This is a genomic window from Methanolobus psychrotolerans, assembly GCF_002243045.1.
GTDB lineage: Archaea > Halobacteriota > Methanosarcinia > Methanosarcinales > Methanosarcinaceae > Methanolobus > Methanolobus psychrotolerans.
In genome coordinates this window covers 1-15439 of record NZ_MBKP01000046.1, presented here as the reverse complement: position 1 = coordinate 15439, position 15439 = coordinate 1, and the positions used below count along the sequence as shown (strand labels likewise).

Below are 15439 nucleotides of genomic sequence, written 5' to 3'. Positions count from 1 at the left end.
GTACTTATATATTTGTATCGTAGTACTACTTGCAAATGGGAATGGTAAAAGTGAAAGTACTGCCTTGTCCTTGCTCACTCTCAGCCCATATGGTTCCGCCGTGAAGTTCCACAAGTTCCCTGGAAAGAGCAAGCCCAAGACCTGTGCCTTCATATTTTCTTGCTTCAGAGGAGTCCAGTTGCATAAAGGGTTTGAATAGTTTTTTTAATCCTTCCAGATCAATACCTATGCCTGTGTCCACTACGGATATGTGGATGAATTCATCTTTGACATTCGCATTGATCGTTACTGACCCGCCATTCTCCGTAAACTTGATAGCATTTCCAGCAAGGTTGTAGAGTATCTGTTTTAGTTTTGCTCTGTCAGCATATGCATATTTTTCATTGCAATAAGAAGATACTTTTAGATCTATATTTTTATCGTCTGCAAGATGTTGTAACGTAGCAACTATCTCTTTAAAAATTTCTATCAGAGGTACATTTTCTTTATACAATTTCATTTTCCCGGATTCGATTTTGGAAATGTCCAGTATCTCATTAATAATATTGAGCAGATGTCTTCCACTCCGGGAAATATTACTAATATAACCGTGTTGCTTATCGTTGATCTCTCCTGCTATTCCATTAAGCAGAATATCAGCAAATCCTATTACAGAGTTCAGTGGGGTTCGCAACTCATGGCTCATATTTGCAAGGAACTCGCTTTTGGTACGATTTGCATTTTCTGCAGCTATCTTTGTCTGTAATATCTCATCTTCAATTTTTTTCTTTTCAGTAATATCTGTACACAATGCAAGAAATCTATTGCCTGGTATCCTTACAACCTGGACTTCCAGATATATTATTTTCCCTTCTTTTTTGATAACAGAAACTTCTCCCGATAGATTTCCCTCAAATTGTAAACTTTCACATAATTTAAGATAATAACTTTTATCAGTATGTGTGAACAAATCGGCAAGATCCATTTTTAGTATTTCTTTTCTGGAGTATCCTGTTACTTTGCATGCTGCCGGATTTACATCAACATAGTTTCCATAGGAATCTATTACAAAAATGGGGTGTGGTGCTATATTCACATAGGTTCTGTATTTTTCCTCGCTTTCCTGCAAAGCTTTCTGTGACATTTTTTCTTTATGGATGTCAATGGCCAGTTCAAACCTGACCATACGACCATCAGGCCATTCTATGGCCTTATCAATACACCGGTACCAGCGATTGTTTTTAGAATTCTGGACTTCCCATATATGCGTTTTTCCAAGCTTATTTCCAAAAATCAAATGGTTTGTACAAAAAGGACATGGAGAATCGAAATTCTGAAGAGCTTGATAACACTTTTTTCCAATAATATCATTGCCCATGTTTTTTTGGATCGAATTATTCGCAAAGAGTAATTCATAAGTAACAGGATCAGCAACATATGCAGGTTCATCAAAAGCGTCCATTACAGAAAGCAACTGCTCATGTGCTTTTATCAGTTCATCTTCTTTTATTTTTTGTAATTTGACATCACGGCTGATACCTAGTATGTCTATGCTGGCTCCTCCTTTCGTATAAAGTGGTGCTTTATAGGTATCCAAGAACACTTTTCTTCCATCCGGGGATGTGGACCATTCTTCATTTCTGTGTGGTCTGAGTTGTTCAATTACGATTTTGTCTTTTAAATGGAATAGATCTGCTTTATCCTTGTTATGCAGATCATAGTCCGTCTTGCCAATGATTTCTCCGACCAGCATGCCAAAAGAATCTTCCAGTTCTTGAATGCGTGTTCTTAAGTTCTGGTTTTCTTTCTCAAGCTGTTTTTGTGATGTCGCTTCTTTTTTCATAATGATCAGTAAAAGTTATCGTTTAGTTCCAATTATCTTTTAAAATCATTTTTTCATAAATTCTATTATATCATTAATTAGTCCCACTATCTCTTCGATTTCGAACATATCCATTTCTTCTCGTGTGGAAATCAGCTTGAATGAGTGGGAATCTGGTTTCATTTTTGGTTCTATGACTACGATCATTTTGATAATTCGTTCGATTGCATCTGGATTTATATCAAATTCTTCCTTTTTTTCCGTTAGCACCTTAAGCAATTGCCCTGCTTCCTTATAGGTGCTGTTTTTTAAATCATAGTAATAAGATATCCGTTCATCAGACGTTGGTGGAAACTCTGTTCTTATCAAATCTATCAGGAGATTCCTTATCAGTTCTTTTGAAAGCAGAAAACTTGCCATGAAGAAGCCACGTTTGTAACTTGAATTTATCTCTGCCTTTATTGAATTGTAATGACCGTCTGAAAAATCGATATCAATTAATTTATCCTGGTTTGATATTGAAGAAGAAGGCTGTCCATGTATGGGATTAATTTTCACAAATTTTTCCATTTCAAAGGAAAAGCTGCTAACTCTTGGTAGAGCCGTTTGCAAAATGGAGTTCTGCTCTTTCAGTCTTTTGGCAGTGATGTTGTCAGTATAACTTTTTGGTTTATCTTTAAAGTATACTCCTTGAATGTAATCCTGTATAGTATAAGTATATTCATTTGTTCCAGAACGTTTATTTGTATGGTACAAACTCTCAAATCTGAGTGCCTTATCAGGAAGCATACCTCTTATAATGGGCAAACACCGGGTGTACCATCTATTATACTCAGCAAGGAACATATTACGGTTCTTTTGATATTCGTGGTCACTTGTTGGAACTTTTTCCATCAGTTCCATCAGTTCATTCCCTGTCCTTGCCAGATCAGCTATTTCTTTCCTTGATATTTCACTGGTTTTGTCTCCGGTCACATGTTATATTTACATCTTAATTATATATAATTGTGCATATTCCACGTTGATTAACAAACAGGATTTTATCCCATCAATTGAGTTATTTCATATCTTTTAAGGAGTAGTGTTTTAATGGATGTCCTCTGGCTTGAACAAACAGATGTTAAAAGTGTTATTGATATGCACCTAACCATTTATGCTGTAGAGAATGGTTTTAGGGAGCATGGTTTGAAAAAAGTGCAGATGCCACCTAAATCCTATCTGTATTTTGATAAGCATAATGGGGATCTGCGTACGATGCCATCGTTCATGGAGGGGCAGGATATTGCAGGAGTTAAAATAGTAACTGTTCATCCCGATAACAGGGAAAAGGGATTTCCGACCGTGATGGCAGTTATTATTCTGAATTCAACAGAAACCGGTGCTCCTCTTGCTATCATGGATGGTACCCACATAACAGATATGAGGACCGGTGCTGCTGGTGGAGTTGCTGCAAAATATCTTGCACGTCCTGATGCTCATGTAGTGGGTATGGTCGGTACGGGTGGGCAGGCTCGAACTCAGTTGCTTGCACTTTCAGAGGTCATGGATATCGAAGAAGTGAAGATTACTTGCAGAAATACTGCTCATTGTGATTCTTTTCAAAAGGATATGCAGAAGGTTATTAACTGTGATTTTACACATAAAGGGTCTATAAATGATGTGTGTAATTGTGATGTCCTTGTGACGACAACTCCTGTTAGGGAGCCTGTTGTCAGGTCAGAGTGGATATGTGAAGGTACTCATATCAATGCCATAGGGGCTGATGCTATGGGCAAGCAAGAGCTTGATTCCACTTTGCTGAAAAGGTCAAGGATAATCGTGGATGATATGGCACAGGCATCACATTCAGGAGAAATTAATATCCCTCTTTCAACAGGTGTGATATCACAATCCGATATCCATGCTGAACTTGGTGAAGTGGTTGCAGGAACAAAACCGGGAAGACAGTCAGATGAAGAGGTTACTATTTTCGATTCTACCGGGCTTGCTGTTCAGGACCTTGTGACCGCCAATGTGGTCTACAAAAAAGCCATTGCAATGGGTATCGGGAAGATGATAAAATTGTTCTGAGCATCTGAAAAAAGGGACGTTTATTCCCAAATATAGCAAGAGAGAAACTAAAACTAAATAATGAATATTAAAATATCTCCCTTATCCCTGTGACCTTTCCACCTTTTGAACTCTGTGCAGTTGCTTCAAAATCCTTGAACTTAGGAACACCGGTGCCACTTGTCTTGTCGGGCACAAGAGCATTGGACCAGGGGCTGTTTACCATGTAGGCAATTCCGGGATGAGCATCTTCATATCCTGATCTCTGTGCTGTAACAACCACTCTCCCATAGCTGTTCTTAACAATAACAGTATCGTTTTCCGTGATGGAAAGCCTGGATATGTCCCTGGGATCAAGTTTGATAATGGCTGAGAGCTTTTCGTACTCTTCGCCAAAACGCGAGGATTCCTGTGCTGCGTTCTGGAACACATCTCTGTATGTGACAATCTTCAGTTTAATTTCCGGTGCAGCTAGAAATTGTCCGAATCCCATTACATAGCCTCCGTTATTCTTGTAAGAATTTCTTCATCAGAAGGATTATTCGTTTCTATTATCTTTTTCAGTTCGATCTCAACACCGTCCATGCGAACGGCAGTACCGCCAGATTCGACTCCTCCGAGTGCACATGGGATAGTTACCGTTGACCTGGTTGCTGTCAGATTGTTACATGGATCAATGGTTATGAGTGGTATCTCTGCAAGATAGCGCGCAATGGAGAGCGGTAAACTTGAAAGTGGGTCCGAACCGATGATAAGTGCTGCATCCACAGACATGTCCCTGAGAACTTCAACAACCGAATAATTATTCCCGTGTTCAGTTTCACCGGTTTCAGCATTGAATTTCAGTCGGTTGATGTATCCGGTTTCAACAAAAAGGTTCTGGTTGAAACCTCTCATATTGTACTGGCCTACCATGGGCATAAGATGAAAACTGGAAACTTCATTAAGCTTGTTCATCAATGTGAAAAGGGGTTCAAGTTGTTCCAGGGAATATACAAGTCCAAGACCGACGCAGATGACGCCGAATTTTGCTTTTTTAAGCACATTTCCAAGTTCCAGTATTCTCTTTTTGTCAAAATCAAATGATGTTTTAGGAACCTTGTTTGACAGGGCGCTTACAAGAGCTTCCATGAACTCTGCATCCCCGCCCATGGGGATCTGGTAGAAGCGCGTATCCCCACAGATATCTGCAGTTTCAGATCTTCTGATATCAATTGTTATCGCGGTCCTATCCTCTTCCCATCCCCTCTGGCGCTCCTGGCCCCTGGGGAAATAGGAATATCTTGAAAGATGGCGAGGGTGTGAATTAGAAGGGTCGGCTCCCCAGAAAATTATTACATCAGCTTTGTGTCTTATATCATCAAGGGTGCATGTTTTAAGTTTATCCTGAAGTATGGCCTCTATGATCGGACCCTGACAGAATGATGAAGTGTCGTCTATGTACGCACCAATCTTTTTTGCAAGGCCGATAGATTTTTTCTGCGCCTCTGAGCTTGAATTGCCGTGGCCGAATATCAATGGATTCTTCGCATCTCTCAGTATAGTGGCTGCCATTGAAATGGCAGAATCGATATCCGCTTTTTCGCCACCGACTGTGCATTCCATGGGATTACTGCAGCCTTTCATGCGTGCAACACCTTTCCTGCATGCAGCATGCACTGTGGTCACTACATCATTATCGGTTTCAACTTCTATGTCGTCACAGAGAAGCGCACAGCCTGTACAAACATAATATTTACGGCTCAAATCATCACCACATTTTAAAATAAAAGTTGCAGTTAGTTAAACGAATTCAATTGCTTTTGTAGGACATGTATCTATACAGGCTACGCAGAGAATCTTATTCTCCCCGAAACGACGGCATTCCTGTACGTTCCTGGCTTTTACAATACCATTTTCAACCATAAAAATAACTTTATCAGATGTAGGCGCCTTCCCACTGCCTGCACCGAAAGGGTCATTGGCTACATTCACAGGACATGCGACAACGCAATTCCCGCATCCAATGCACTTATTCTCGTGAACGATCAAGCCTGTTTCGGTGACATCTCCCACAGGAGTTATCATTTCAGAGAGTTTTTCATAATTGGCCTTATATTTTGCTTCATTAACAAGCGGAGGGCAATCGTCCACTTTTGCCTTACGTCCCAGTAGATCAACTGCAAATGCCATACATGTGGCTTTTCCGCACTCCTTGCAATTAGTTTTTGGAAGGAACTGATAGATTTCCATTACACTTGCTATTATTTCCACCTTCTCAACGTAAGTCTACTTAATAGGATAAGTTCAATCTGGAGTTTAGATGTTGCATTCAGTTTTTGCTTCAGGTATCTTTATATCTTGAAAAACAAAGAGCAATGGCAATTGCCATCGTTTTCGATCTCATCCTCGTGATATATGCAGGGACAGATTATTTTGCGGTCCTGTTCTTCATTTCCACTAAGTATCCTGCATGGGCAGTATTGTTTTCCGTGTTCATGCTTGTTCCTGGAAAGGCCTTCAATGACCATTTGAAGCATTTCTTCATCGGGGTTGAGGATAAACCCCTTCTTCGTTGCATATTTTGAAGCCCATTGATGTGTTTTTTCCATAATTGGTGCAAGGTCTGTCATAGATGATCTCCAATGTCATGAATTAAAAGTATGAAAGATATATTCTGGGTATCATTATTTATCTATTTCCCACAGGTAACAGTCTGGTGCCATTGTAGTTCTTAGTTCAAAATAGAAAAATCAGAAGCCGGACATATACCGGCTTACAGTATTTTAGTCTGTTCTGTCTGTCGTGGCACTTTCACAACCAGGAAACGGAAGATACTGTCACTTTCGTTCATCAGTCTGTGTGGTATCTTTGCGGGACTTTCAATAAGCATGTCCTTTTTGATGGTTTCCTTCTCATCACCAATCTCCACGACACCTTCACCTTCCAGGACGTAAAAAAACACGTCAACAGGAGTCGTGTGTTTCTTCAGTGCATCGCCTGGTTTGAGTTCCATGTGCATTACCTGCGCATGCTCGGTATCATAGAGCTTGTGTACGGTAACTCCATGTGGATTGTCCTTTTTCTCTGCATTCTTGTAATTTGAGATTATCATGTATTCACTTCCTTATATAAAATTTAATTATATGTCGAGTCATGAATTTATAGTGTAAGTGTATTCTGCAAAAGATTTAAAGAAGGACCTTCAGGTCCTCCTCAACTGTGGAGTTTGGCATTATATTGAAATTCTCAACCAGGACATTGAGAACGTTTGGTGAAACAAACGCCGGAAGTGTAGGGCCAAGCATTATGTTCTTGACACCAAGGCTCAGCAGTGCAAGCAATACAAGGACTGCTTTCTGTTCATACCAGGCGATGTTGTATGAGACCGGCAGGTCATTGATGTCATCAAGCCCGAATGCCTTTGCAAGTGCCTGTGCTATGACAACCAGTGAATAACAGTCATTGCACTGTCCTGCATCTATTACCCTCGGGATTCCTCCGATGTCCCCTAGATCAAGTTTGTTGTAACGGTATTTCGCACAGCCTGCTGTGAGTATTACAGTATCCTTTGGGAGAGCTTCTGCAAAGTCTGTGTAGTAGCTCCTCTCTTTATGCCTTCCGTCACATCCTGCCATGACAACGAACTTCTTTATCTGTCCTGCTTTTACAGCATCGATGATCTTATCAGCAACTGAGAGTGCAGATACATGTGCAAAACCACCCATGATGGTTCCTTCTTCAAGCTGTACCGGTGGCTTGCATGTCTTTGCCTGCTCGATTATCGAGGAGAAGTCTTTTCTGCCGTCCTCACCTGCATCAATATGAGTGACACCGTCAAAACCGACTATTCCTGTTGTGTATATCCTGTTGATGTAGGATTCTGATGGAGGAACTATGCAGTTTGTGGTCATGAATACAGGACCATTGAACTTCTCGAATTCTTCTTTCTGCCTCCACCATGAACCTCCATAGTTGCCAACGAAATTGTTATACTTCTTGAATGCCGGATAGGAGTTTGCAGGCAGCATCTCACCATGTGTGTAGACATCGATACCTGTACCCTGAGTCTGCTCCAGAAGCTGTGCAAGATCATACAGATCATGTCCACTGATAAGGATACCTGGATTGTCTTTTACACCAATGTTAACGGCGGTTGGTTCAGGATTTCCATAGGTAGTGGTGTTTGCCTTATCAAGCAGTGCCATGGTAGTGACACCCATGGAGCCACATTCCAGCACCATTGGGACCAGTTCATCTACACCCATCTCATCATCCATAGTTGCCAGAAGTGCTCTCTCTATAAATGCCATTATCTCATCATCCTTGTAACCAAGGATGCTTGCATGATGAGCGTATGCAGCCATGCCTTTAAGACCATAGGTGAGCAATTCCCTGAGGGAGCGGATGTCTTCGTTCTCCGTTGCAAGTATTCCTGTGTTTATGTTGGCCAGACTTTCAGCTGTGACCTTCGCCATTATTGGCAGTTCCTCACCTGCATTTGGACCTGCACCAAGGAGTTTTTCCTTTATCCATCGTGGGAAGGATGAGCCGGACTTCTCATTGATGACCTTTGCATCCAGCAGTTTCCTTTTGATGCCGTCCTTTATCTCAAAACCCTCGTTGATAAGTTTCTCAAAGTCAGCTTTGCTGAAGTTGGTATTGGTGACCGTGGCAAAAAGCCCATCGAGAATGAACTGATCGGTCTTTGCATCATTGAGTTTGTTTGCCCTTGCCTTTGAATTGTAGAATGCAATACTTTTCAGGACATAAATAAGATCATCCTGAAGGTCTGCAACGTCTCCCTTCTTTCCACATACACCATTCTTTGTACAGCCGGTAGCGTTCAAAGTTTCTTCACATTGATAACAGAACATTTTATTCACTATGCTTCCTAGATTTGATATCTTTTGGATACTAGTATATAAGGGATACTCGCATATAAGGAGGGCAGTTTCTAAGTGGATACCCGCACTCTTAAAATAAGATCAGTATTTTGTAGTGAACGGATAATTACCTGTCATCCATTGTCTATTTTCAGAAGTACAGGATATAAAGCCTGAGTTCCCAAGTTTTAAGCGCATATCAGCAGGAGATGTAAATAGAAAACGCCACTAGAATTTGATTTTTACTTCTTGCCAAACGGAATAATGTTGTAAAATATAAGCACATATTTCCGCATCAAGAGACGCGTATGCGCCTAAAAAGGCGGAAGTCAGGATAAAGAGAAAACAATTGTGGGTTACATATTCTTAAGTTGTTCAACCAATAGATCATAATGCTTTTCAAGTTCAGGCAAAAGTATGTCCATTTTATCAACCTGACTTTTGTTACCAGCGATCTCCATCTGTGAGGCCATAGCGCTTAAAGCCATACCTCCAATGTTTGCAGAAGCACCTTTTATTTTGTGTGCATATACATTTACATTTTCCAGTTCTCTTTTCACTATACTATCCCTTAGGGCGATCACCTGTTTGGGCATATCTTCAAGGAAAATTGCTATCAATCTCCTGGAAAGGTCCTCATCGTCCATTACCCTTTCAAGAAGTGCAGGCCTGTCAAATACCAATTGATCTGTTGGGTCTTTCATCCCCTCTGCAGATATGCCATTCCAGCTGCTTTCATATCCCAATATGCTCTGCCATTTGTCCAGCAATTGCATCAGGGACTGCAATGAAACCGGTTTTGCGATATAATCATTCATACCGGCTTCCAGGCAACGCTCTTTGTCCCCTTTCATTGCATATGCAGTCATTGCAACGATAGGAATTTCATGATCAAGGACTGCAGACCGTGGATCCCGTATAAGACTGGTAGCCTCAAATCCATCCATGTCAGGCATCTGCACATCCATAAGCACCATATCGTATGGCAAAATTTCCAGAGCTTTTATTGCTTCTATACCATTGGCCACAGTATCTGCATGATAGCCTAATTTTTGCAGCATACCCTGAGCTACTTTTTGATTTACTATATTATCTTCAGCCAGCAATATCCTTAAATTCTTCTGGATCTGAGAAGGAACGGAAGAGGTATTAACACGAGTGTGAGCCTTGCTTCGCTGCTTTTCCATATTCAGTATGCCGGACAGGACATCAAATAATTCCTGATGCCTTACAGGCTTGGTGAGATATGCTGCAAAATACCTCTCACCGGGGTTCTGGAGATTAGAACGTTGTCCTAAAGAGCTCAGCATCACCAGAGGGATATCTTTTAGTTTTGCATCGGATTTGATGAATCTTGCCACAGATTCCCCATCCATGCCTGGCATATGCATATCGAGGATAACCACATGGTATTGCTCACCGTCTTCATGTGCACGATACAGGGCCTGCAATGCCGTAGGACCGTCCACAGCCTCATCTACTTTCACACCCCATGAACTAATACGCTTGTTGAGGATCTCACGATTGGTGGCATTATCATCAACAACCAGGACATACGAACCCATGATCTCTGCAGAATGGACTTTCTTACGACCGCTTTCCGGCTGCTTTTCAAGACTTATTCTGAACCAGAATTCAGAACCCTTGCCCTTCTCACTTTCCACACCGATATCGCCCCCCATCATCTCAACCAGCTGTTTGGAGATGGCCAGCCCAAGCCCCGTGCCACCATATTGTCGTGTGGTCGATGCATCCACCTGATAGAATTTGTCAAACAGATCATGTTTTTTATTTTCAGGAATCCCAACACCAGTATCCCGAACAGAGAAACGTAACAATGCTTCTGTAGTACTCTGCGATTCCAGAGTTACCTGTACAACTACCTCACCCTTGTGGGTAAACTTGACCGCATTTCCAGCAAGGTTGGTCAGTACCTGCTGCAAGCGCCCCGGATCGCCCTGAACACATGCAGGAACATCAGGGGCAGGTGCACAAATAAATTCCAGTTCTTTCTCATGAGCCTTTATTGATATCATGGAAGCAAAATCATCCAGCATATTATGCAGGTCAAAATCCACCATTTCCAGTTCAAGTTTGCCAGCCTCGATCTTGGAGAAATCCAGGATATCATTGATGAGCTGAAGTAGTGATTCTCCGCTCAGTCTCACAGTTTCTGCATAATGTCTTTGTTCATCACTGAGATCTGTATCAAGAAGTAGTCCTGTCATACCAATAACGCCGTTCATAGGTGTGCGTATCTCGTGAGACATATTTGCCAGGAACTCACTTTTTACCCTTGTGGCTTCCTGTGCTTTTTCCATCTCGATGATGAGGTTTTTTTCCAGTCCCTTACGCTCGGTAATGTCACGAGTTACTCCTAAAATACCAATGAATTTGCCTTGTTCATTGTACATGCCGTTAATTGTAGCTTCAGTCCATACTGTAGACCCATCTTTACTGGGTTGTTCAAGTTCGAACCTTTGCGAAGAAAAGTTCATTCCTGCCTGAACAATCTCTGTAGCTAATTTTAGTCCTTCTAAATACTGCTGTAAAGAATCAGGGGTCAAGAATTCTTCCGGCTTTTGTTTCATCACTTCTTCAGGTGTATAACCACGAAGCTTCTGAACAGAGGGACTTACGTATGTAAATTTACCTTCGATGTCCATTGTCCAGATTACATCTGTAGAATTGTCTGCCAAAAGCCTGTGTCTTTCTTCACTTTCTGTTAATTGTTGTTCTGTAAGCTTACGGCCGGTTATATCACGCATGATACCTACTGAGTGCCAGCCATCAGGTAGTTCGATAACAGAAAGTGACAGTTCAACTGATATTTCCCTGCCATCCTTACAAAGGGCTTCTAATTCCAGGGTCTTTCCCACAGCATTTCCCTGCCCGTTTTTGAGGAATTTGGAGAGGGCTTCCTGTTGTGATACATGATAGCGTTGCGGTGCCAATAACAAATGCAGGTTTTGACCAATAGTTTCCTCCATTGAATATCCGAAAATCCTTTCTGCAGCCGGATTCCAGAAAGAGATATTCCCTTGCGGATCCATCATCAGGATTGCATCCTGTGCTGATTCAGCAATAGCCCTTGTTCGGGCCTCTTCTGCTAACAGGGCCTGTTCTGAACGTTTGCGCAGAGTGATGTCTGTTAAAATGAGAGTGATTCCGATAATATTTCCTTCGGCATCCTTGAGGGGACTGTATATATTTGCATACCATCGCCTTTCAAGCAATGACTCACCGTATTCCTCTATAAGGGTGAACGCTTCACCAGCTAGTGCCCGGTCAAAATTCTCTTTTGCTTTTTCCCTGTCCTTGGCACTTTTAATGTAATCGAGCATGTTAGCATCATTTTCAATATTGGCACCCCATATCTGCTCCATTGTCAGCTGATGATTTGTATTAAAAGCAAGGTACCTGTACTCCCTGTCAAGTGCGAATATGACAACATCTGTTGGACTTTCAAGGACGCTCTGCAAGATATCATATGCCTGAAGATGTCTTTTTTCGCTTTCCTGGAGTGCCTTTTCCATCTTCATATGTTCCACGATATTCCACACGGATTCCATAAGTAAAGTCAGATTAAGTACGTCAGCCTCATTATAATCCGATCCTTTGTTTGCTACCCCGACAACAGCAACGACTTTACCGTTTATGATCACTGGCACTGTCATATACCTGAAAAGTTCAACATGACCTTCAGGATAACCTTTTTTCAGTGCACATGGAGCCTGGAAATCATTAACGATTATTTCTTTGCGCTGTCTGACCGCTTCTCCCCAGATACCAGTATGTTCAAGCTTATATGTGGTCTGTGGCTCAGTGATAGAACACTCTTTCATAACCTCATTGGACCATGAATTCAGAATGAATTCCTTTTTTTCTTCATTGTAATAATAGATATAACCGATCATACTCCGGGTAAGCTTGATCGCCTCGTTAAGTGCAAAATCAAGGAAATCCTGTGCTGAATCCGGGGTGTATTGCAAAATAGAAACAAGACTTCTTAATCGTTCTTCTCTTGAATGTAATTCTTCTTCAGCTTTTTTACTCCGATCTATATCTGTGAGAATACCCTCAACGCTCACAGGAACATTGTTTGTGTCATATTTTATCTCAGAGCTTTCACGGATCCAAAAAGTACTTCCGTCAGGTCTTAAGATACGATACTCTGTTGAAACCGTGCCTTCCAGTTCTCTTTGTTTTGCAGCATTCTGTACAATATTAAGATCATCAGGATGGACGTATTGATACCAAAGATCGTTTTTGTTTACAAGCTTCTGAGGATCAAGACCCAGGATGTGTTCTGATGAAGGACTGATATAAAGTAGTTTAAGATCAGGAAAAGTTGCAGACCAGACAATTATATCCACTGATCTTAAAATAAGATCCAAATACTCTTTATTATTATATGTACGTCCTTCAATATCGTTTTCAACCATATGAGCACCCTATTAGTTCACCCTGGATCAAGATTTATTCCGAATAAAGACATTAACAATAACAGCTAACCGAATTAAAGCACATAGCCTGAAATACCTAAATGTTACACACATATAAGATGTGTCCTAATATATATAAATATAATGATTTTAATATAAAATGAGTGTTAATGTTAAGTTTTGATGCCTGTGTATCAAATTAAGTAATAACATGCTCCATTCTATTTGATGATCTCTTTAAGTGGATTTAGATTTTAAGAATGAAAAAGACGCACATAAAGAACATCAAAAACGAAAATAAAAAGAGAAAAAGAAAAATGGGAGGAGTTTTACTCCTCTTTCCTTCTGTTGAAGATAAAGGCAAGTCCAAGTATCGCTACTATTGGAAGTGCGATGGTTGGGAACTCAGGTATCTCCTCAGATGGCTCATCGTCGTCATCATTTTCTTCAACTTCCCAGGTTTTTGTAACTGTGTTGGAGTAAACGATTTTCTCATTGCTGTCAACAAAGCTTGCAACAATAGTATCGGTTCCTTCATCAGTACCCATATATGTGAATGTTGCCTCACCATTACTGTCAGTGTTTGCTGAATCCGTAAGTCCCTGATGTGGGCCGGTTTCTATCTTGAAGGAGACTTCTGCTGCCTCTATAGGAGCACCAGTATCATCCTGAACAGTTGCTGTTACGGTGTGATAGGTCCCCACCGGGTTGGTTGCAGATGCAGGGCTGAGAATTATTCCTTCTCCTACTACAGCCACAGTTGATTTGAGGTCGAAGTAGGCAAAGAATATGTTGTCATCGTTTGAAGGATTTGATGTGAAAACGCTTATTGTATTGTCCCCATCATCTACGAATGGAAGGATGTCATACAATTCATCATCCATACGAGGGTTATTGTAACTATCTAGGTATGGAGCTGTAGGATTTGCAGGATTTTCATTGCTGTCATCCAGACCACCTACTGTAATTAGTCCGCCATTTGCAGAATAACCGTCATCTTCACCACCTGCTGTAGAGGTCAGTCTCAGACCGTTCACATTGACTATGCTGTATTGAGCTGAACCTGACTGGTAACTGTATGATATGCCAAGTCCCATGTCAAAGCTCAGGTCCGGAACGCTTTTATCAATAGGGTCTGCAAGAAGCAGGTTGAATGTGTCACCATTGATATCCTGTGCACCAAAGAGCAGTACGATCGTGTTGTCACTGGTCTGGTTAGGGTCATCGAAAATGACTACCAGTATAGTACCATCGATGTAATATGGATTGCCACCTTCGGTCACTGTGAAATCAACTCTTCCTGCCGGAGCAGCATCGATCTTTGTCTGAACAAGAGAAGTGACATCTGCCCAGTGGTTGTAAGTGTATTTGTTCACGAAGTAGTCCCAGTTAACATCCTGACCATCGATCTTGATCTGACCATCAGCTATCGGATAATTACCCCAGAGGGAAGCACCGGCCATGTATGCAGATCTTACGGTTGCACCTTCAGGTTTTTCTACCTGGATAATTCCAGATCCATCGGTGCCAAGTCCGTCAACAGAAATGCTGATCTTACCTGTTTCAGTCACAATTGGTGAAAGGCTTGTGGACAAAGGTTCAGCATGGACTTCAAAACTTGTTGTTCTAAATACTGTTTTTTCAGCAATTGTACCTGGTACTGCTGTACCTGCACTTGCAGGGACTATAAAAGCCGCCGCAAGAATAAGACATATTAAAAATGTCATTATGTTTTTGATTTGTTTTTTTGCTATCATATTATACCACCCTCACTTCTGTACTCTTTCAAGTATACAAGTAAGTCTAAATGCACATATGCACAGTTTGTATTTATAGTTTTATTATATTAGGTTTTAAAAATAAATTATGATGTGTTATTGCTACCAATAATCAAATGCTTGCGCCTATGATATAAATATATGGTAATTTATGTTCTGTAATTTTTGCATGTTTGACTGGTTAGAACTGTACATCGGTACATGATTGTGAACTTTAGCATATTCTTAAAGTGTTTTGTTTGTTATACCAGAGGCATAAAGTATCGATTTTTGTAACTATTCAGCCATCCTTCCAGCACTAAAGTAAAAATCAATATACTATGACCTCATTTTAACGTTCAGAAAAAAATTTTATTGATCTGAGGGGATTTGTATAGAACGGGAAGAAATACTTGCAGTTTATGAAGCTGGTCCGGAAGCAGTAGTAGAACTTGTAACTCGATTACTTGGAATAATTGAACAACAAGCAATAATCATAGAACAACAGGCTCTTAAAATTGC

The 15439-nt window shown here is 40.9% G+C and carries 11 protein-coding genes; 1 reads left to right on the top strand and 10 read right to left on the bottom strand.

The features are described from left to right. Nucleotides 1–25: 25 nt before the first annotated feature. Together BB781_RS12945 and BB781_RS12940 are read right to left on the bottom strand one after the other, a co-directional pair. Nucleotides 26–1822: a PAS domain-containing sensor histidine kinase gene (locus tag BB781_RS12945; RefSeq protein WP_094228906.1), complete on the bottom strand. Its 1797-nt coding sequence runs from the start codon at nucleotides 1820–1822 to the stop codon at nucleotides 26–28. Between the two features lie 45 nt (nucleotides 1823–1867). Then, a complete protein-coding gene (locus BB781_RS12940) occupies nucleotides 1868–2776 on the bottom strand; it encodes a hypothetical protein (protein ID WP_094228905.1) in 909 nt (302 codons plus the stop codon). A 114-nt stretch (nucleotides 2777–2890) separates the two neighbouring features. On the opposite strand from BB781_RS12940, the gene ala reads away from it, so the two are divergent. After that, nucleotides 2891–3871 (top strand): alanine dehydrogenase, encoded by a 981-nt coding sequence (ala, locus tag BB781_RS12935; protein WP_094228904.1) that lies wholly within the window; start codon nucleotides 2891–2893, stop codon nucleotides 3869–3871. A gap of 67 nt (nucleotides 3872–3938) precedes the next feature. Here ala and BB781_RS12930 read toward each other — a convergent pair whose 3' ends face one another. The 8 genes from BB781_RS12930 to BB781_RS12895 form a co-directional block, all read right to left on the bottom strand. Continuing rightward, the gene (locus BB781_RS12930) at nucleotides 3939–4343 is read right to left on the bottom strand and encodes a molybdopterin dinucleotide binding domain-containing protein (protein ID WP_094228903.1); all 405 of its coding nucleotides are present in this window, start codon (nucleotides 4341–4343) and stop codon (nucleotides 3939–3941) included. Then, nucleotides 4343–5596 carry a formylmethanofuran dehydrogenase subunit B gene (locus tag BB781_RS12925; RefSeq protein WP_094228902.1) on the bottom strand — a complete coding sequence of 418 codons (1254 nt, stop codon included), beginning with the start codon at nucleotides 5594–5596 and terminating at the stop codon, nucleotides 4343–4345. The genes BB781_RS12930 and BB781_RS12925 overlap by 1 nt, the downstream gene beginning before the upstream one ends. Nucleotides 5597–5632: 36 nt before the next feature. Further along, a complete protein-coding gene (locus tag BB781_RS12920; protein ID WP_094228923.1) occupies nucleotides 5633–6094 on the bottom strand; it encodes a (Fe-S)-binding protein in 462 nt (153 codons plus the stop codon). 89 nt (nucleotides 6095–6183) lie between these two features. Next, the gene (locus tag BB781_RS12915; RefSeq protein ID WP_094228901.1) at nucleotides 6184–6462 is read right to left on the bottom strand and encodes a ferredoxin-thioredoxin reductase catalytic domain-containing protein; all 279 of its coding nucleotides are present in this window, start codon (nucleotides 6460–6462) and stop codon (nucleotides 6184–6186) included. 143 nt (nucleotides 6463–6605) lie between these two features. Beyond that, nucleotides 6606–6944 (bottom strand): cupin domain-containing protein, encoded by a 339-nt coding sequence (locus BB781_RS12910; protein ID WP_094228900.1) that lies wholly within the window; start codon nucleotides 6942–6944, stop codon nucleotides 6606–6608. Between the two features lie 76 nt (nucleotides 6945–7020). Beyond that, nucleotides 7021–8706 carry a hydroxylamine reductase gene (hcp, locus tag BB781_RS12905; RefSeq protein WP_094228899.1) on the bottom strand — a complete coding sequence of 562 codons (1686 nt, stop codon included), beginning with the start codon at nucleotides 8704–8706 and terminating at the stop codon, nucleotides 7021–7023. Between the two features lie 365 nt (nucleotides 8707–9071). Beyond that, complete coding sequence (locus tag BB781_RS12900; protein ID WP_094228898.1) at nucleotides 9072–13160, bottom strand: PAS domain S-box protein; 4089 nt, start codon at nucleotides 13158–13160, stop codon at nucleotides 9072–9074. A gap of 329 nt (nucleotides 13161–13489) precedes the next feature. Then, the gene (locus BB781_RS12895; RefSeq protein ID WP_094228897.1) at nucleotides 13490–14917 is read right to left on the bottom strand and encodes an Ig-like domain-containing protein; all 1428 of its coding nucleotides are present in this window, start codon (nucleotides 14915–14917) and stop codon (nucleotides 13490–13492) included. Nucleotides 14918–15439 lie beyond the last annotated feature (522 nt).